Here is a 19,651-nt window from a genome sequence, read left to right as displayed (position 1 = left end):
AGATTGCTATGCTAATGTACATACTGTTAATTTACAGAATGTTTGGGTGGCTAGTATAACATTATTGATTCATAAATTTATGTAATAACTCACTTTTCTCAATACATAAATAAAAAAAAGCCACCCATTGGGTGGCTTTTTTTGTAACTGTATATTTAACTATACGGTTATTTTGCTAATACTTACTGAACAACCATATCTTTAGTTTGTTCAACAGTCATTGTTTTGTCACCAGTGATGATGGCATAAACACGACGGTTCATAGCACGACCTTCTTCAGTGTCGTTTGAAGCGATTGGGTTGTTGTAACCATAGCCTACAGTTGATAGACGGTTTGGAGCGATACCGAATTCGTTAGTTAGCATAGATTTAACAGCAACGGCACGAGCTTCAGATAGACGTTGGTTATAACGTGCTGAAGGACCAGTCTTAGAAGCATGACCTTCTACACGAGCTGTAGAGTTAGGATACTCACGCATCTTCTCTGCTACTTTAGCGATTTCTGGCTTGTACTGGTTTTTGATAGCTGACTTGTCGTTATCAAAGAATACACGTAGTTCCATTTTCAGTTCGTCAGTAATGTCTACTGGTACTGGGCAACCGCGCTCATCAACTACAACGTTCATTGGAGTGCCTGGGCATGCATCGATGCTATCAGGTACGCCATCACCGTCAGAATCAAGATCAGCTTCAACAAGGACTACTGGAGTGTTGTCAACTACTGGCTCTTGCATAGGTGGTACTGCTACTGTAGGTGCTAGATGGCCACCTAGTACTACTTCTAGACCGGCCAAAGCCATGCCTTCCCACCAGTTGTTGTCAAAGTTATGAATCGCACGAGCTTCACCACGTAGGCTTAGCGCGTCATTGATGCGATACATAGCACCTAAACCTAGGTTACCGATAGTGTCTTTAGAGTTTGATACTTCAGTACCAGCAGCAACTACTTCACCGTTAGAGTTAGTATACTGTTCTTGGTTCTCTACTTTGATTTTAGACTGACCAGCACCTACTAGTACATATGGCTTAAGTGCGCTATCAGTGTAACCAGTGAATTCTTCAGTACCGATCAAGAAGTTACCAGAAATCATTTCTTGTTCGATGTCAAAACGGTTAGCGCCAGACTTCGCTGAATCTTCAGAAGCCTCGCCATTAGCATCAGATACGCCATATTCTACTTGGAACTGAGTAGAAGGAGTAAGTTCGATACCTAGTGCTGCACCAGTGTATAAGCTACTTTCTTTAGCTACGCCACCGTTGTCGTTACCGGCACGATCTGTATTGTTTTGCAGATTCTTACCAGTAGTAAGAACTTCACGCTGCTTGTCAGAGGTATCACTGAATTCTTCAGTCATGTGATAACCAAGTAACAGTGGGCTGATAGTAACACCAGCATTAGCTGCCATCGGTGCAGCCGCTACAGCAACAAGGGCTAGAGCTATTTTATTCAATTTCATGGACTTCCTCCAAAGGATAATTTTAGTGATGCATTAAGCAAAACCGATTCTCAAGACGTACTAAGATAGACATCTCTTACGCATTTTAAGTTACAAAGCAAAACCAATTAAGGAGTAGCTTAGCGATTATTAATTCAGTTTACAACTTTTTTCGTTAACGAGCTACACATTATTACACGATAATGTTGTAACTAAAACACAGTAAACAGTCTAAGTTACCCAGAACTAACACACCTTACGCTTCTTATCTTTTACACATCAGTTTGCGATAGATGAGTAGTCCATTGATAGCTATTTTCTTGAAGCATTTTATTACAATTAGAATTTTTTCTCTATTGCTAATATCGTTCTTTCACTAATTGAAACATTTTTTGACAGTCGCTATATATTACATATATATTGTAAAAAACCAATATTCTTCTGAAAATCAAGTAATTAGCAATTACATCTGTCTTATATACAGTTAAGTCAGAAAAAACTTAAAGAATTTGGACAATTAATTTGCTTAAAAGATAGTCAACACAAGGATGTGTGAGACGTTGTTTTCTACTTGAATGACAAATAGCTATAGGATGTAGCGCATTATGAACTTGCTTAGTAAGATACTGGCCCATTATAAGAGAATAGCCATTTTTACCCTTTGTTTACCTATTTGTAAAAACGGCAGGTATGGAATTGATAATTTATTAGCTATTGCATCTAGGTTATTCAATAAACTATTGAAGTTTGTCATTTATAGGAAACCACTCCTTCAAAACGATAATATTTTAAATGCTAAGCAATCAAACGGCTTTACTCTCGTTGAGCTAACTGTGACGACAATGGTATTGGGAATTATCGCAGCTATTACAGCGCCAAGTATCTTAACGCACTTAGCACGAATGGAAGCCCAACGTGTCAAGCATCAATTAGAGAACACCTTATCCTTAGCAAAGGCCGAAAGCTATATAAGTCGGCAGGATGTCTTGGTTTGTTTATCAAATGATGCACAGCAATGCCATAGGAACAGTGATAAGACGCTTCTGCTATTCGTAGATAAAAACAATAATAAGCATTTTGATTCTCAAGTAGATACCTTATTAACTCAGCAATCCTTAAACCTAAGATATAGTACAGTGAAATTAAGAGTTGGCGGTAGGCGTCACTATACTAAATTTTGGGGCGATAGCGGCAGACCTCGAGGACACTTCGGTCATATAAAATACTGCCCTACCTCTTCTTATAACAAGTCAATGTACCAAATCTCTTTTAACCAATCTGGCATCGTCAAACATAAACTTAATGCAGACCACCCTACGAAATGTAATGGGTAATAGAAGCCATATATGCAAACCTATTTATACATGGCCTCTTTCATCATTGTCACAGCGCTTTCTAACCCTATAAACACCGCATCTGCAATAAGTGCATGACCGATATTTAATTCATATATACCATCAATCTTTGCAATGGCATTAACATTGTCACACGTTAAGCCATGACCTGCGTTAATAAGCAATTTATCATCTAGGCTCTGTGCTGTAGCTACTGCTTGTTCAATTCTTTGAAGCTCAGCCAACTGTGCGGCAGTATCATTTGCTAATCCTGCTTCGGCATAAGCACCAGTATGCAATTCTATTGCGTCTGCACCACATTCTATTGCGGCTGCAATCTGCTTGTCATCAGGATCAATAAACAAAGAAACCTTAATATTATAATCTTGCAGTTTATAAACATACTCTTTTAGAGACGTGACTTGCCCTGCAACATCAAGACCACCTTCTGTCGTTAACTCTGCCCGCTTTTCAGGTACTAGACATACCCAAAAAGGTTTAACTTCGCAGGCAATTGCAAGCATCTCATCCGTTGCTGCCATCTCTAGGTTCATTCTCGTCGACAACTGCCCTGCCATTTCATAAACATCAGCATCTTGTATATGACGGCGATCTTCACGTAAATGTATAGTGATACCATCTGCTCCTGCCTTTTCGCACAGTAATGCAGCAGCTAGAGGACTCGGATAATTCACACCGCGCGCTTGACGCAATGTTGCCACGTGATCAATATTCACGCCTAACAAAGGTTTTTTTGAATTGTTTTCAGATGAGGTAGACATAGAGATACTCATAAAAAATCCTTTGGGCAATTAAGCCTAACTTATATAGTTGATACTACGATAATATTTGAGAATGCAGTTATTGATAACGTTGCTGCTGCTGCCACAACAGACGGCTTTGTAGCGGCTGATAATCAAGCAAATGATCAATAAGATGTCGATGTAGTTTTGACCAATGGCTCAGCGTCTGTTCAGTAATACCTAAACGTGCCATTTCTATGATATCCGCACCCTTAAAAACAGTCTGTCCAGACTCACTGGCTAAATGCTCAGACTCTTCATTATGTACTAATACAGGGAGCAAACCTACATCCGGTAAAAAGCGGTAAGTACAATCATACTCGATGGGATCTTCAACGTTGTCATGCGTTAACGTTAAAGTGAATCCTAACTCGGTAAATAGATACTGCTCAAACTGACGTAGACAGAGACGAAGCTCGCTATTACTTAAGGGCTGTTTGAGTTGTTGTAGACTGATTTGATAATGCTGCCACAATACAGGAATTGGGTCTTCAGTAGGTAACAGCCGCCACAGAATCTCATTTATATATAGTGCAGCATATTGATGTTGACCGCTGATATTGGCGTAAGGTACGGCTTCTAAGACAGCAGATTTACTATCTTTTTGAACACCGTCTTTTTGAACGCTATCAGCTTGAGTTGTATCTTGCGAAGCAATATTAATTTGACTAAAGGTTTTTAGATCGCGTTTGCCAGTAGCAAAAAGCTGTAACGGCATAAATAATGGCGCGCCTTTTTTCCCAACACCATGTATCACACCGTGTTGTTGAGAAAAAAGATAATACAAAGCGCGCTTTTCCTGATAAGGACGCTGATGCAATAAATACCCGACGAGCGCTTCATTACGCATTTGTTATTACCTAAATAGTTAAAAGGCAGACAGTGCTTTTGAAGCGTTCGTTCTTAACCGCTATCAATAGCCCAAACTGGTCAACGCACGCTCATCATCAGACCAACCACGTTTCACTTTGACCCACAAAGTTAACATGATTTTTTTACCAAACAACTGCTCCATATCTTTACGAGCATCCATACCAACTTGTTTGATACGCTGGCCTTTGTCACCGATAACGATGGCTTTTTGACCACCACGCTCAACATAGATAGTTGCATCGATAAAAGTACAAGCTTTGCGTGGACGCCCTGTTTTTGGATCAGTATGTGCAGGTTCGTCTTTAAACTCATCAATCTGTACCGTTAAATCATAGGGTACTTCATCGCCTGCACTACGCATGATTTTTTCGCGAATAATTTCACTGGCTAAAAATCGCTCAGAGCGATCAGTGATTTGCTCTGTATCGTAAATAGGCGCAGCGACTGGTAAATGCGAGGCAATCACTTCTTGCAAACGATCTAAGTTTTGATTTTTTAGTGCAGACACAGGAACGATATCAGCAAAATCGAAACTATCGTTGAAAGTTTCGATAAGTGGTAGCACGCTGCCTTTATCTTTTAGAGTATCTGACTTATTAATAACCAATACGACTGTTAGATTGGTCTCACCGAGCTTTTGCAAGGTCAATAAATCATCGTCACGCCATTGATCTGAATCGACAACAAACAGTACTAAATCTACATCTACTAACGCCGATACCGCCGCTTTATTCATACGTTCATTGATAGCACGTACTTCGTTGCGGTGAATACCTGGTGTATCAACAAACACTGCTTGCATTTCATGGTTTGATAAAATGCCATGGATACGATGACGGGTGGTTTGCGGTTTGCGTGAAGTGATAGACAGCTTTTGTCCTAATAAGTGATTCATCAAAGTTGACTTGCCCACATTTGGACGTCCAACAATGGCCACATAACCTGCTCTAAAATCATCAGCCATACGAGCATTACCACTTGGCGCAAAAAATTCTTCAATAGCCATATCATTGTCTAATGCAATACCTTCTGCATCAATACCATGAGTATCTTCAGTAACTTCGATATTATTTTGGCTTAAATCAATATCTGTATTTTCACCCAAATTTTGGGTGCTGTCTTCATTGTTTGATGGCAAATCAGTATGATTGCTCATAAGTTAATCCTATAGGGTTTGTGACTAGCCGAACAGTCTTTGATGGTAAATTTATTTAGTCACCATTAAAAACGGGCTAGAAACACTTAAAGTTTTAAAATAAATAATATGTGAGGTAGTTTTAATGTATGTTTGCCAAGTTATAAACCAACCTAAACCGATACTATGCATCTAAAAATGCATTAATAAATATCGGCTATACACGTCTTTTGGCAGATCCTGGCAATTTATGCAATTGGTTAATCATAAGCTCTGCTGCTTTCTGTTCAGCGATACGGCGGCTCTCACCAGATTCAGTAATATCAGGGCAGTTATTGATATTAACATGGCAACGCACAACAAAAATTTGATGCGGTGCATTACCACGCGTTTCCATGAGCTCGTAATTAGGCAAGTCAAATTGTTTAGATTGTAGCCACTCTTGTAACCGACTCTTGGCGTCCTTTAGCGCTTTTTGGTCATTGACATTATCAATCAGATCACCATACCAAGAGAGAACACATTTACGAGTAATATCCATATCTTTACTGTCTAAATAGATAGCACCAATCAGAGATTCTACAGCATCCGCCAGTATAGAGGCACGATTGCGACCCCCACCTTTGCGCTCACCTACTCCTAATATAAGATGGTTAGACAGCTCTAGGTTTTGAGCGATAATTACCAACGACTCTTGGCGCACCAGTGTCGCACGCATACGCGTTAAGCGACCTTCATTTTGACTAGGATAACGATGATATAAAGCTTCACCCACAATCATCCCTAACAGTGCATCACCTAAAAACTCTAGGCGCTCATAGTTTTTTTTGCTATCAAATGAGCGATGCGTTAACGCAAGTTTAGGTAGGCTCAAGTCATTGAACTCATAACCTAACTTACGCGTTAATACTGCTAACCGCTGAATAAATTCTGAGCTAACAATAAGCGTGTCAACAGACGTACTATTTTTTTGGGAAGTAGGAACCGCTTGGGAATGGTGCGAAGTTGGTTTCATGCGTGGTTTGTGGTTATCCCTTCTGCTTGACAGATTTAGTTTAATAATATTATTTGATATATTTTATGAAATAATGAAAACGTTATATCGTACTATGATGGCTTACTCTGCTGTTGCCATCTCGATGTTACCTTCGAAACGGTTCACGATGTCGACATTGCTAAAAAAGTTATTAGTTACTGCATATTCTTTATAAATAGCTAATTGACCTATTTTTTTATCGGTAAAGGTAAATACCTCTTCTGCCTTTGTATCATAGTTAGCATTGATAGATAACTGTTTGTTGACACGTTCAACAAACTGTTTGGCTGTTTCTTTATTATTATTGGCTTCTTTTAGCTGTGCACTTAATACCTTGGTCAATTGATAATCACCAATCTGAGCCGGTACGATAGCTACTGTCAATTTAGTCGCAATACCTAAAAGCATAATAATGAGAACAATGTTTGTCACACTGGCGCCGCGCTGCATAGCCAAACCAGATAATTGCTGCATTATGATATCCTTCTAAAGATAAACGACTATTTCGAATAAGTGTATAAATAATAAATAGCTATTGATTATTTAGCAACGATATTAGCATAAAACTATTATCGACCAATCAACCGCTAGACAATCTCATAATCTTAATTGATAGTACCATTACGCTCAAAGGTCGGTAGATTAAGACCAGGAGGTTTATGCATCCAAATATAAACTGCCTTACCTGCTAGGTTTTCATCCGGAACGAAGCCCCAAAATCTACCGTCTGCGCTGCGATCTCGGTTATCACCCATCACAAAATACTGACCCTCTGGCACGTCAATGCGCCACTCAGCACCCTCTGACTCAACCACCTCTGGTGATTGTTGCTGCAAAAATGGCGCGTATTGTGAACTGTTCATGCCATCTAAATAGCGCACGAAGTGCTTGTTGTCACCTTGTACTTCTTCAAAATATTTTGCCGCATCTTCTTCTTGCTGGCCCATTGCAGAAGCACTCTCTTCGGTCAGCACTTGACCTGGACCAATTTGCCCTGGTAAGTATAGCTGTGAAGTCAATTCAGCATTTGCCGCAAAATCTACAGACTTAGTCTCAATAGGTACGTCATTGATAGACAACGTGCCTTGACTATAACTCACGCTATCCCCAGGCAAACCGATAACGCGTTTAATATAATAAATGCTCGGGTTCTCAGGATAGCGAAACACTGCCACATCACCATGTTCAGGTTCACCAGTATCTAGCACCTTATTATAGGTTAACGGCAGGCGCACGCCATATGCATACTTATTAACAGCAATAAAGTCACCCGTATATAGCGTCGGCACCATAGACGATGATGGGATATTAAATGGCTCAATTAAAAATGAGCGTACTATCAATACCACTGCTAACACAGGAAAAAAGTCATAAGCCCAGCGAACCAGTAAGCCTTCTTGACCTCGACCACGAGTTTTGCGCTGTTTGAGCGCTAGCTTGTCTAACAGCCAAACAATTCCTAGGACTATAGTTAACGGCACTAAAATTAAATTAAAATCAAAATCCATACCAAATTGCCTATTAACGAGCGGCTTATCTAACACCTTTACGATAAGACTCACTACATTTGACTGTTATCTACAATGACTATCTTAAATTAAGCTCAATGATTAGCTATCAACTTGCAACACAGCTAAGAAGGCTTCTTGCGGGATTTCCACATTACCTACTTGCTTCATACGTTTTTTACCAGCTTTCTGCTTAGACAATAGCTTTTTCTTACGTGACACATCGCCACCATAGCATTTTGCTAATACGTCTTTACGCATGGCTTTTACCGTACTACGACCAATGATTTGGCTACCGATAGCCGCTTGAATGGCAACATCAAACATTTGACGTGGAATCAACTCTTTCATCTTAGTAACTAGGGCATTACCACGATAACGTGATTGGGTTTCGTGCACGATCATCGCTAAGGCATCGACTTTATCGCCATTGATTAGTACATCAACTCTCACCAATTTATCGGCTTGATAACGTTCAAAGTTATAGTCTAACGATGCAAAACCACGTGAGACTGACTTTAGGCGATCAAAGAAATCCATGACCACTTCGCCCATTGGGATATCGAATATCAGCTGTACTTGTCGACCCATAAAACGCATATCAACCTGAACGCCGCGACGCTCAATACATAGCGTCATCACATTGCCTAAGAATTCTTGCGGTACTAAAATCTGACAGCGGGCAATTGGCTCACGGAATTCTTCAATATTGTTTGGCTCAGGTAGATGTGACGGATTATCTACATAGATTACATCACCGTTCTTTTTCTCAATTTCGTAAATAACTGAGGGCGCTGTAGTAATCAAATCTAAATCATATTCACGCTCTAGACGCTCTTGGATAATCTCCATGTGCAGCATACCCAAGAAGCCACAGCGGAAACCAAAGCCAAGCGCATCCGACGTATCTGGCTCAAAAAATAGTGACGCATCGTTAATTTGCAGTTTTTGCAAAGCTTCACGGAATTTTTCGAAATCACTCGAATCTACTGGGAACATACCAGAATAGACTTGTGGCGTGACTTGTTTAAAACCTGGGATACGATCCACATCAGGGGTCTTAGCATGAGTGATAGTGTCGCCTACTGGTGCTCCGGCAATATCCTTAATACCCGCAATAACAAAGCCGACTTCCCCTGCTTCTAAAACACCCGTATCTACAGGCTTAGGCGTAAAGACACCAATCGAGCCAACCAGATGTGCCTCTTGAGTCGATTTGATATATAACTTGTCACCTTTACGTATAGTACCTTCACGCACCCGTACCAATGAGACCACGCCCAAATAATTATCGAACCAAGAGTCAATAATTAGTGCTTGCAGTGGTGCTTCACGGTCACCAGTTGGTGCCGGGATAAACTCCACCAGCGCTTCTAGCAGCTTATCAACACCAAGACCAGATTTGGCTGATACTCGCGGTGCATCAACGGCATCGATACCGATAATATCTTCAATTTCTTGAATGACGCGTTCAGGCTCAACTTGTGGCAAATCAATCTTATTTAACACCGCCATGACTTCTAAGCCTTGATCAACGGCTGTGTAGCAATTGGCTACTGACTGCGCTTCTACACCTTGAGCGGCATCAACAACCAATAGCGCACCTTCACAAGCTGCTAATGAACGCGACACTTCATATGAAAAGTCGACGTGACCCGGGGTATCAATAAAGTTAAGCTGATAGCGCTCACCATTTGGATGATCATAAAACAGTGTTACTGACTGTGCTTTGATAGTGATACCGCGCTCACGCTCAATATCCATTGAGTCGAGTACCTGCGCCTGCATCTCGCGATCTTGCAAGGCACCGCACATCTGAATAAAACGATCGGCAAGGGTCGACTTACCATGATCAATGTGGGCAATGATTGAAAAGTTACGAATATTGGCTAATGCAGTCACAAAGCGCCTACTAAATTAAGGGTGATAGAATAATAAAACTAAAAAATAAATATTGTCAGATGCAATTGATAACGTGCTTGTACTTCTTTCAAGGTTAACCGTTATAACAAGCCAATTTGGCTAATACCACCGTCTAAAACCTATAGCCAAGCACATTAACTCTTATGCGTAGACATAAAAGAGTATTCTAGCAGTTTTCCACTGCAAAGTAAGGCGATTTTGTTAGAAGAGATGTGACTTACAGATGAAATGACAAGCTAAAAAAGGATAACGCAACAATCGTTACACTTGTTGAACTTCGTTTCTTTATATAGATACTATTATAATTACTATGACTTCTTAGAAACAAAAGCGAATAAATGACTAGGGTAAATTGGTTTTAGACATATCTACGTCTGTAGTTTCACTGCCATTTTGGTACAGATACTTATACATCCATGGCGATCTGCCATAAAAAGCACCATTTATTTGAGTTTGCTCTATCAAGTACTCACGAAATCTCAAATAAAATTCATTATCTGGGCCCTTAGGCTGCTGCCAAAAATCATCAAGCGGCTTTTGATCTGTTAGCTTAGGAATATCGTAAATTGCACGACCCATAACCTTAGTAGGTTTCTTATGATAAACCGACTGCAAGCCTGTCGTACTGTTAATAGTCACCATGCCAATACTATATTTCATCAAAGTTGGCAGGTGCATATCACAACCATAGAAAACACGATGAGACACTTGATAGCGCTCAGCTAGGCTAGCTACCAGCTCCCGATAGTCTCTATGACCACGATCCAATGGATGATGCTTAAACACAAGTAACTGTTTTTGCTTAGCAAATTTTGCAAAGCTTGCGATAGACTCATCAATGAACTGTACCACATCACGATAATCACTATGATGGGTAATCTGTGAGTCATTATGCACTTGCAAACTAATCAAAAAGTAATTGTTACTTTCTTGCTTGATCAGTCTATTTTGCAATTGTTTATCTGGCAAATATCCTCGTAGCTTCCGCCACGGTGCTTTTAACCAAGCGATGGCCTCTTGCCAAGCGGTCATACCACGATAATGCGAATAATGTGGATAACGACTTTTATAAAGCCAAGCAATGATGTAATAGACGATGGCCGCGATACTTAAGCGATAAAATCGATTATGTGTGTATAAAGGCTGATCATTGGCTTTCTTAAGTGCTTTAATCTCAGCAGTGTTTAGACGTGAATAGCCATTAATCCCATGCTCTTGTAAGGTAATGTAATCAGGACGCAAGTACCCTTCTTCAAAGACAAAAAATGAAATACCTAGCTTCTCACTGATACACGCTGCTTGAGTATGATGCGGTCGACAATCGCCAAAGCATACAATCGCATCAATGGCATTTTCTTTAATGAACGCCTGCAACCAAGAGGAAAATTGCGCTAATGTATTGGTATATTCGTAGGTATTGTCGTGATGATAAAAAAAGGCATCGCCTGCATTAAAATTGATTTTACTTACTTTAATATCTTGAGTTTGCAAGAATGACGAAAAGCGATTAAAAAACCCACCCATTTTCCCTTGTAGTAGCAAGACATGTCGATGAGTAAGCAAGTGAGACATCGAAGCTGCCATAATACAGGGCTACCATTAAATGAGAAAATAAGAAATAAAAATGAGAAAGGTCGTGCAACCGTGTGAAAACACATAGCGTAAAAGTGATTATACCGAAAAAGCATCTATTTGTCGCAATGCAATTATACGGTGCTACTCTAATAAATTAACGAGACATTTTACGCAATTTCTGTTGCCACTGGTGACGCTGCTGCATAAAACGTGTGGTCGCGTGACGTTTAAACTTTGTAGATAAAGACGAGTTCACAGTCTTAGCTGAACTATTTGAAGTACTAGCCATTTCAGATTGCGATTCTTCACTATTCGCAAGCAGATGCGAGTCTTTGAGAGGGTATAAATAATCGATCACCTGTTCTACTTGTGCTAATCCATAGCCATCAGGCAGACGATACAACGGGTAACATATAAGCGCGCCATATATTAGCTGCTCAAGAGTCAAAGGTATATCTCGTTGACGCCTTTTTAGATAGGTATATTTCGGTAGCGACTGCCCGTCAATATCTGTGGTCAACCCCCAACCTGCATAAAATGGTAAACCATAGCAGGTGACGTCCAATCCACGCAGCAACGCTTCAAAACCAGTCAGTGAGCTGATCGTATGAACCTCATCCACCCATTCTAAACAATCAGGCATGGCAGTATCGTAGGCAACCGCTTGAACTTGTTGTAGACGAGCTTCTGATACTTTACCTGCTCGCAGTCCTGCCTCAACATCAGGATGCGGCTTATAAATCAAATAAGCGTCTGGGTTATCTTGTCGTACACGTTCGATCAAACCACTGTTTGTCTTTATTGTGGAACCGCAGTACTGTACTGACAAATCGTCCTCTACCTGACCGATAATAAGAACACGTCGTCTCCCAGATATTTTGGCATCCTGCATCCACGAATTATTTTGAATACTAGAAACATCTATACCAACCCCAACATTGTATTTACTTACCCGCTGATTCAGCAGTTTGTCTTGCAGTTTGTTTACGCGAAGACGCTGTTCAGAACTTAATGGCTGACAATTTTGCAGCAATGTTTCTAAGTCTGAAGGCTGGGTCGCATCGTAATAAATACCTTGTTTGTCTATGACAACAGACAGTGGTGCGAGTAAAGTAGCACCTAAACCATTTGATCGGATAAACCCATCTTCCATACAATAAATAGCTGGCATGTCCGAGCTTTGTTCAGCAAGTTTACTCTGTAGCTTCTTCTGTACTTGCTGACGTTTGGCCAAACCCCATACCAATAAAGGCTGGCTGAAATTGACACGGAAATGGTCTGGATGTAGAAGATTTTTTAGACGCGGTTTTGGTTTAACGAATAATGTCGTACGCGGTAGGTCTATAAAGGCTTTGACAAATGGCAGCTTCCAACGACTAAATTCATATATCGTCAAATCGCCTTCAAGGCGCGCTTGCCATCGCCGATTGGTCACTAGCCATTCGATGGCTGCATCAATATCACAAGCTTGTTTCGTTGCTGGGTCTACATAACGACTGTAATCAATATAAGCACTATAAAATAATGTTTCTAATGACGTTTCAAGCGTCTTATGTGACGTGGCAGGAAACATTGCTGAGTTTGACAAATCTCTATTACTGAGAAGTATCTCAGCTGACTCTAAACGACGTTTCTCAACTGCTTTAAGTAAGTTTTTAGGTGCATTAGTGTCATCGGTCAGCCCCCATCCGCTATACCAGCTGACTCCAAAGCAATGTACTTTTTTACCTAGCATTAATGCTTCAAAGCCCATATGTGAGCTGACGGTATAGACATCACTTACTTGCTTAAGCAGTTCAATAGGATTGAGAGATTCAGTCAATAGCCTAACGTTTTTAGGCAGTTTTAAGTTGGATAAGTAGCCTGATTTTGACGCAGGATGAGCCTTTATCCAAATATGGGCGTTAGGATGGTTGTGGCATGCAGATTTTAGCATCTTCTTAAATTGACGTTTATTCGCACCAGCACCTTTAACAGAGGCATCACCCGCTACCTGATCAATCAACAAGATATGTAATGGTGAAACACTTTCTTTTTCGTTAATATTTTCTTCATTAATCAATTTGTCCAACGACGGACAATCGATTATGGAATTATATTTACTCAGTTTTTCTTCGCATATACGTGTCATCAGATGATGAGCACGTGCCTCGTCTGCTGCGCGATCATTGCTAGTACTCTTGGTGCGCTCAACAATCAACTGCTCGAGGCGCGAGTGATGCGTCATATCAAAGTAGATACCAACGTCATCGATAACCACACTCAAACCGTGGCGACTATTAATACCTGAATCTAATGAACGCAAAAATCCATCTTCAATACTGAAAGCATTCACATTCTGACGGGTGGCAGCTTTATCAGCTCGTTGAAAGCTTTTCTTGTGTCCCCATCCAATAAATGCCTCAGGTTGTGATTTTTTCTTGTGATTTATCAGGCTTTGTTGCAAGCCTGACCACGGATACCAGCGCTGGATATCAGCTTGCAACACTTGCGAGAGTAGCAAGTTATTGCGACACATACCTTTACCAACTACTGCCAGTTGCTTTGGTGATTGGTACTGTGACGATGGCGAAAGTAGCGCATGATCAGAGGTAGACATAGTAGATACCTTGACTTCATTCGCTACTTCTTTTGCCATACCTTTAATACCTTCACTCGTTAATTTTAGTTAAATCTATTCAACAGTCATCGTTAAGTTATGAATGGCTAACCGTTATAGGTCTAGAACTACCTTGGCAGCAATTGCTAACTGATAAACAATCTGTGATAGACCGCGCGCAATCTCCACACGCTTAGTTTTAACTTTCGGTAATACCATAATCTCGTCACCCTGCTGGATACGATACGCAGTATTGACCACTTGGCTCGCCCCATTTTGATGAATAATTAAGATATCTTTTGTATCAGCGTTATCAGAGAAACCACCAGAGTTAGCCACATAATCGCCGACGGTATAGTCAGGATTAAAGGTAAGTGCCCCTTGTGCTCGTACTTGACCATTGACTGTAATGACTGACGTTTGTGCTGGTATTTCAATAATGTCGCCTTGTTGCAGAATAATATCCTGCCACGAATTTGGCACAACGACGATTTGACCATCCGTCTGAACATTGCGAGCTTTGGCAACGAACTGCTTAACCAATGCTGCATCATCTTGACGCAATGCGGCTTCTTCACGAGTCGTTGACTGAGTGGCAAGCGTTAGTTCTTCTAGACGGTCGAGTGACTCGTTAATCATGCGTTTTTGTTGCTCAGCAACAGATTCGCGATAGATGGTTAGATGCGTTAATTTAGCCAGTGGACTTGGCTGTAATTGTGGCACGATATCTTTTAGACGCGCGCCATATGGCACAACCATTGCACCATTACCAGTATGTGCACCTTTTACCTGCACCGCGATGGTACCTGCGTAACGATCTGACGTTACTACCATTTGATCGCCGTTATAGACGGGAACGTTTTGTGCTTCACTTAATGAGTAGTACTCCGCCGTTTGTGCACGTCCTGCACTGCGAGTAATGCTGACATTAGTAGCATTAGCTGCTGGATTAGACACTTGCAACACATCGCCAATAGTCAGATCATTCACATCAAATTCAAAGGTATATTCGTTTTGAACTTGACCGCTTACCACAAATGTCTTTTTCTGTGGTGCCACGGTGATGACATCACCATCACGGAATGAAAATGCCTGTAATTTACCTGCTAACAAAAAGTCATATAAATTGACTTGCTGTAGCATTTGACCATTACGTTTGATTTGGATATCGATATAACTACCGCGCGTTGGGTCAACGCCGCCTGCTCTATCTAAATAAGACAATACCGAGTCTGCTGCTAGACCACCGTAATAGCCTGGTTGTTTAACAAAACCTGTGACGAATACTTTAACTGGTTGCGCCTGCTCTAATGAAGCATAAACCCCTACATTCGAGCGGTAGATACGACTGACAGCATTTTTGACCACGTTTTGTAAGCTGCCATTTTGCACACCAGAGACGCGGACTGGTCCAACGTTCGGTAAGAAAATATTACCTTGTGGATCGACGGTCATGGTAGCAGCATACTGGTAAGCGCCCCACATTCTTACTTGGACGTTATCGCCAGGGTTAATCACATAACTGTCATTAAAGGTAGAGCCTGAAGTCGTCGAAAATGCCCCACGGAACAATTGCTCACCGAACATCATATCTTGAGTTTTAATATCTTGATAAGGACGCGTGGTATTAATAACTGACTGACTTGGTAAGCTTGCTGCGTTAACCGCTTCTTGGGTTGTTGCTTGCCCTGGTACTGCCCCAGCAAATGCTTGGGTAGACACGTTAATATTGCTCTGGTTCTGAGATTGACTCATGTTATTACTGCTTGTGCCAAAGCCTGAACCTGATATTTGATCTGCATAACTGCTTGCAGCTGTTGCAGACATACTAGTCGCCGCCATTGCCAAACTTGTCGCTATCACGATAGAACGTGGTTTCATATTCATGAGTTATATTCCCTTCCTGATCTATCGATCATTACTGATATCTGGTTTTTCAAGATTAGCTACGGTGATCACGGACAACTGCCATTACCAAACGTACAAATCCGTATAGCATTAAGAGCAACGCAAGCGATGTCCAAATAAGATACGCTTGGCGCGGATAAGTTGCATCTTCAGCTTCGTAGGGCGTTGAGATCACAATCAAGTTTTTCATTTTCTTGAATGCTTCTAGTCTTGATTTTTCAAGCGATGACAACGACAATTTATACAATTCGGTAGCAAAATCCACATCTGCCTTGATGGTCTCAAACTGTACCGCTTGACGGTTCAACTTGGTTGTATTTGGCGAGGTCAATTTGGTTTGTTCTTGAGTGATTTGCTCTTCAACGGCCTTTATCTGGCTTCTTAGTGAAACCACTTGCGGCGCATCTGGATTTAGATAACTGAGTAACTGGCGCTCTTCGGTACGCAACGAGCTTAATTGTGCTTGTAAGCTACCAATTAACTGATTGACGATCTGTGCATTGGCCTGTGGATCATAGATTTCGTTTTCGTTCTGATAGTTTAATAGCTGCTCTTTGGCATCATTTAGGCGCTCTTCTGATTCATTTAACTGAGTTTCTGCAAACGCTAATTGATCACGAGCTACTTCTTGCGAAATACGGTTTACGAACTGTTCAGACTCTCCCAAGATAGCTTTGTTCAGCTCAAAAGCATACTTTGAGTCAAAGCCTTCTGTTGATACCGAAAGCACATAGCTCTGCTCATCGAGATCAATGTGAACCCGTTTCTTGAAGTATTCGAGCAAATCTTCCTGAGTCGCATCAGGATCGATTTCATAAATAGGGTCTGAACCATCAACATGGTAAGCTTCACGAAATTTAAACTTATTATCGAGTCGCTTCACCATATCATTCGACAAAATATACTCTGTCAAATAGGTCGCATCTTCTTTACTGGTACTATTAACGCCCAATAGAGCTGATATACCACCACCAGATGGTACGCTAGACTCGCTAACCTGCTTAACCACTACATCTGCAGTAGAAACAAATCTTGGGTGGGCTATAGTCATGACATAGAATATCACCAACACCCAAGGCAAAATCACTAAGCCGATGAAAAGCGAAAAATTGAGTATGTTATTTTTTTGCTTTGTGGACATGCTTTTCATAAACTTTAATCGCTTCTGTTATATCATCAAACACATGTGCTGTCTGATCCATTAATACAATACCAATGTCGCAGCTTGCAGTTATATCTTTTAAACTGTGAGATACCATTAGTACTCCAGACGTTTCTTTTCGAGCCTTCAAAATCTCTCTTGATCTTTTTTTGAAGGCTGCATCACCAACAGCACCCACTTCATCAAGCATATAGTAATCAAAATCAAAAGCTAAACTTAATCCAAAGACAAGCCTTGACTTCATACCAGATGAGTAACTACGTACAGGCATATCGAAATACTTACCGATATCTGCAAACTCTTCTACAAAACGAATTTTTTCGTCGATATAAGGACCGCTTGAATAAAGACGACAAACAAAACGTACGTTTTGACGACCGGTCAAACTCCCTTGAAAACCACCTGCCACCCCTACTGGCCAAGAGATGGTTGAGTCGCTAATAATTTCACCGTGGTCTGGCTCATCAAGGCCACATATAATACGTAGCAAGGTTGACTTGCCCGCACCGTTACGACCTAACAAACCAACACTTTGCTTATCACCAATGGTTAGATTCAAGTCTTTAAACAGATAATGCCGACCTTTTGTAGTCATAAATGACTTTGAAACATTCTTAACTTCAATCATTTATTTACCATAAATTATCAATAACATGAATAAAATATCGATTAAATTTCAATCTACTTACTTAGAACGTATCAGATCTTTTTCAACTGCTTTATACATCAGAAGCCCTAAAAAATTTATACCAATTGTCCACTCTAAAAAATAACCTATATCAATGTGATAGGAGGGATAATTTGGGGCTAGAGAGTGTTTTATAAGCTCCAAATTGTGCACTAATGGATTATATAACAAATAACTAAAATAAGGTTCTGGAACAATAAGTAAAGGGAAAATAACACCTGAAGTAAAATATAGAATTGTAAAAAATATTGTTATTACTTTAGATATCTCACCACCATAATGTCCAACAACCATCATAATAAGCGCTGTGCCAAATCCAAATAAAAAAAGTGTTATCCAGCAAAAAATAACAATATGTAAGTTACCTAGACTTGGAAATATACCGAAAAAAGACAATCCAGCTAATAATAAGATAAAAGTAAAAAAATAAATAATAAGTTCAAGAAATGAGCGAGCAATAATAACATCTATATGCCGAATTGCTCTATATATAAGCAAGCCACGATTACCTTCGACAGCACCTAGCGCTCTCGTTGCCATCTTTTGGAACATACGAAAAGGCACCATGCCTGCCACTAAGAATAATGAAAAATTCATCCCTGGTACTAAGCGCTCACGAATAGCCCCAAAAATTACTAAAAAAATTAATATCTGAAAAAGAACCTCAAGTGGCGCCCATAGATAGCCCAAGCGATAGCCGCCGAAGCGCGTTTGGAGCTCACGCATTAGTAAAGCATGAAATGCGGCACCCATGACTTTAAGGCCACTACGATGCTGAACAGGACGATAAGGAGGTAATTGTATAGACATGGCGTTACAGGACTTTACCGAAAACAGCCCCTATGATAAGTAAGCGCGACATAAGTTACAAGAATTAATCTGTACATATCCTGATAAACCTATGATTTAGTAAGAAATCTGTAAGTAAATCACACCTAAAACGCTATCTATCAATTGCTTCTAGTTTATAAAACCACTTATTTTAGGCAAAAAAAAACCAATCTCGATAGATTGGTTTTTTTCGTACTGCTATATATGGTGGCGATGAAGAGACTTGAACTCTTGACCTCACGATTATGAGTCATGCGCTCTAACCAGCTGAGCTACATCGCCGTTTTAGGCTGCACATTATGCCCAAGCTGTTGACTGCCGTCAACCCCTAATAAGCATTTTTTGCAAAAAAATGAATTTAATTCAGATTAATTGCAACTATTACTATAACAAACAATAAAAAAGGTTTGGTAAACCGATAAGCCGGGTTCTGTCGTGGACGATCATTCCTCTAGGCGTATCATCGCTAATACGCTCAAGCAACCTACCCGCATCGAACGCGGGCCGCGCCATGCCGATGCCTATTTGGTCTTGCTACGCGTGGAGTTTACCATGCCGTGAGATGTTGCCATTCACGCGGTGCGCTCTTACCGCACCCTTTCACCCTTACCGATGATACCCTAAGGTACTAAAGGCGGTCTACTCTCTGCTGCACTGGTCGTCAAGTTACCCTGCCCAGCCGTTAGCTGGCACGCTGCCCTATGTAGCCCGGACTTTCCTCCCCTGCTCATCTGTTGCCAGTGTGCAGCGGCGATCGCCTAGTCTACCAAGCGCGCTAGTATAGCAAACTTATGACTGCCTGCGCATGTCTTTTGGATTTATTTTTGTGGACAACATAAA

At 40.7% G+C, this 19,651-nt stretch carries 15 protein-coding genes, 1 tRNA gene and 1 other RNA gene; 1 reads left to right on the top strand and 16 read right to left on the bottom strand.

What is annotated here, in order from left to right; genetic code table 11:
* Window positions 1-182: 182 nt before the first annotated feature.
* Window positions 183-1,457, bottom strand: coding sequence for an OmpA family protein (locus CXF69_RS11360; protein WP_101204263.1), 1,275 nt, complete (start codon window positions 1,455-1,457; stop codon window positions 183-185).
* A 584-nt stretch (window positions 1,458-2,041) separates the two neighbouring features.
* On the opposite strand from CXF69_RS11360, the gene CXF69_RS11355 reads away from it, so the two are divergent.
* The gene (locus tag CXF69_RS11355) at window positions 2,042-2,770 is read left to right on the top strand and encodes a GspH/FimT family pseudopilin (RefSeq protein WP_102078782.1); all 729 of its coding nucleotides are present in this window, start codon (window positions 2,042-2,044) and stop codon (window positions 2,768-2,770) included.
* 20 nt (window positions 2,771-2,790) lie between these two features.
* Here CXF69_RS11355 and CXF69_RS11350 read toward each other — a convergent pair whose 3' ends face one another.
* From CXF69_RS11350 to rnpB, 15 genes are all read right to left on the bottom strand, one after another.
* Window positions 2,791-3,564, bottom strand: a complete 774-nt coding sequence (locus tag CXF69_RS11350; RefSeq protein WP_228706785.1) for a pyridoxine 5'-phosphate synthase — start codon at window positions 3,562-3,564, stop codon at window positions 2,791-2,793.
* 67 nt (window positions 3,565-3,631) lie between these two features.
* Window positions 3,632-4,423: a DNA repair protein RecO gene (gene recO, locus CXF69_RS11345; protein WP_102078781.1), complete on the bottom strand. Its 792-nt coding sequence runs from the start codon at window positions 4,421-4,423 to the stop codon at window positions 3,632-3,634.
* A 63-nt stretch (window positions 4,424-4,486) separates the two neighbouring features.
* Window positions 4,487-5,452 carry a GTPase Era gene (gene era, locus CXF69_RS11340; protein ID WP_057762330.1) on the bottom strand — a complete coding sequence of 322 codons (966 nt, stop codon included), beginning with the start codon at window positions 5,450-5,452 and terminating at the stop codon, window positions 4,487-4,489.
* 346 nt (window positions 5,453-5,798) lie between these two features.
* Window positions 5,799-6,596: a ribonuclease III gene (gene rnc / locus CXF69_RS11335; protein ID WP_102078779.1), complete on the bottom strand. Its 798-nt coding sequence runs from the start codon at window positions 6,594-6,596 to the stop codon at window positions 5,799-5,801.
* A gap of 102 nt (window positions 6,597-6,698) precedes the next feature.
* Window positions 6,699-7,091: a DUF4845 domain-containing protein gene (locus CXF69_RS11330; protein ID WP_228706784.1), complete on the bottom strand. Its 393-nt coding sequence runs from the start codon at window positions 7,089-7,091 to the stop codon at window positions 6,699-6,701.
* Window positions 7,092-7,222: 131 nt separating this feature from the next.
* On the bottom strand, window positions 7,223-8,125 hold the full coding sequence (gene lepB, locus CXF69_RS11325; protein ID WP_102078777.1) for a signal peptidase I: 903 nt from the start codon (window positions 8,123-8,125) through the stop codon (window positions 7,223-7,225).
* Between the two features lie 102 nt (window positions 8,126-8,227).
* Window positions 8,228-10,027 (bottom strand): translation elongation factor 4, encoded by a 1,800-nt coding sequence (gene lepA / locus CXF69_RS11320; protein WP_101204270.1) that lies wholly within the window; start codon window positions 10,025-10,027, stop codon window positions 8,228-8,230.
* 363 nt (window positions 10,028-10,390) lie between these two features.
* Window positions 10,391-11,632, bottom strand: coding sequence for a capsule biosynthesis protein (locus CXF69_RS11315; protein WP_180952664.1), 1,242 nt, complete (start codon window positions 11,630-11,632; stop codon window positions 10,391-10,393).
* A gap of 145 nt (window positions 11,633-11,777) precedes the next feature.
* On the bottom strand, window positions 11,778-14,261 hold the full coding sequence (locus CXF69_RS11310) for a capsular polysaccharide biosynthesis protein (RefSeq protein WP_228706783.1): 2,484 nt from the start codon (window positions 14,259-14,261) through the stop codon (window positions 11,778-11,780).
* Between the two features lie 75 nt (window positions 14,262-14,336).
* Window positions 14,337-16,109, bottom strand: a complete 1,773-nt coding sequence (locus CXF69_RS11305) for a polysaccharide biosynthesis/export family protein (protein ID WP_102078776.1) — start codon at window positions 16,107-16,109, stop codon at window positions 14,337-14,339.
* Between the two features lie 55 nt (window positions 16,110-16,164).
* A complete protein-coding gene (locus CXF69_RS11300) occupies window positions 16,165-17,181 on the bottom strand; it encodes a KpsE/RkpR family capsule polysaccharide export protein (RefSeq protein ID WP_228706782.1) in 1,017 nt (338 codons plus the stop codon).
* Window positions 17,182-17,248: 67 nt separating this feature from the next.
* Window positions 17,249-17,920, bottom strand: a complete 672-nt coding sequence (locus tag CXF69_RS11295) for an ABC transporter ATP-binding protein (protein WP_102078774.1) — start codon at window positions 17,918-17,920, stop codon at window positions 17,249-17,251.
* A gap of 57 nt (window positions 17,921-17,977) precedes the next feature.
* The gene (locus CXF69_RS11290) at window positions 17,978-18,790 is read right to left on the bottom strand and encodes an ABC transporter permease (protein WP_102083181.1); all 813 of its coding nucleotides are present in this window, start codon (window positions 18,788-18,790) and stop codon (window positions 17,978-17,980) included.
* A 226-nt stretch (window positions 18,791-19,016) separates the two neighbouring features.
* Window positions 19,017-19,093 (bottom strand) — tRNA-Met (locus CXF69_RS11285).
* 121 nt (window positions 19,094-19,214) lie between these two features.
* Window positions 19,215-19,581, bottom strand: an RNA gene (gene rnpB / locus CXF69_RS11280) — RNase P RNA component class A.
* Between the last annotated feature and the right edge of the window lie 70 nt (window positions 19,582-19,651).

It is taken from the genome of Psychrobacter sp. Choline-02u-9 (assembly GCF_002836505.1).
In the GTDB taxonomy this organism is placed as follows: domain Bacteria; phylum Pseudomonadota; class Gammaproteobacteria; order Pseudomonadales; family Moraxellaceae; genus Psychrobacter.
This window is presented reverse-complemented; position numbering and strand designations above follow the sequence as displayed.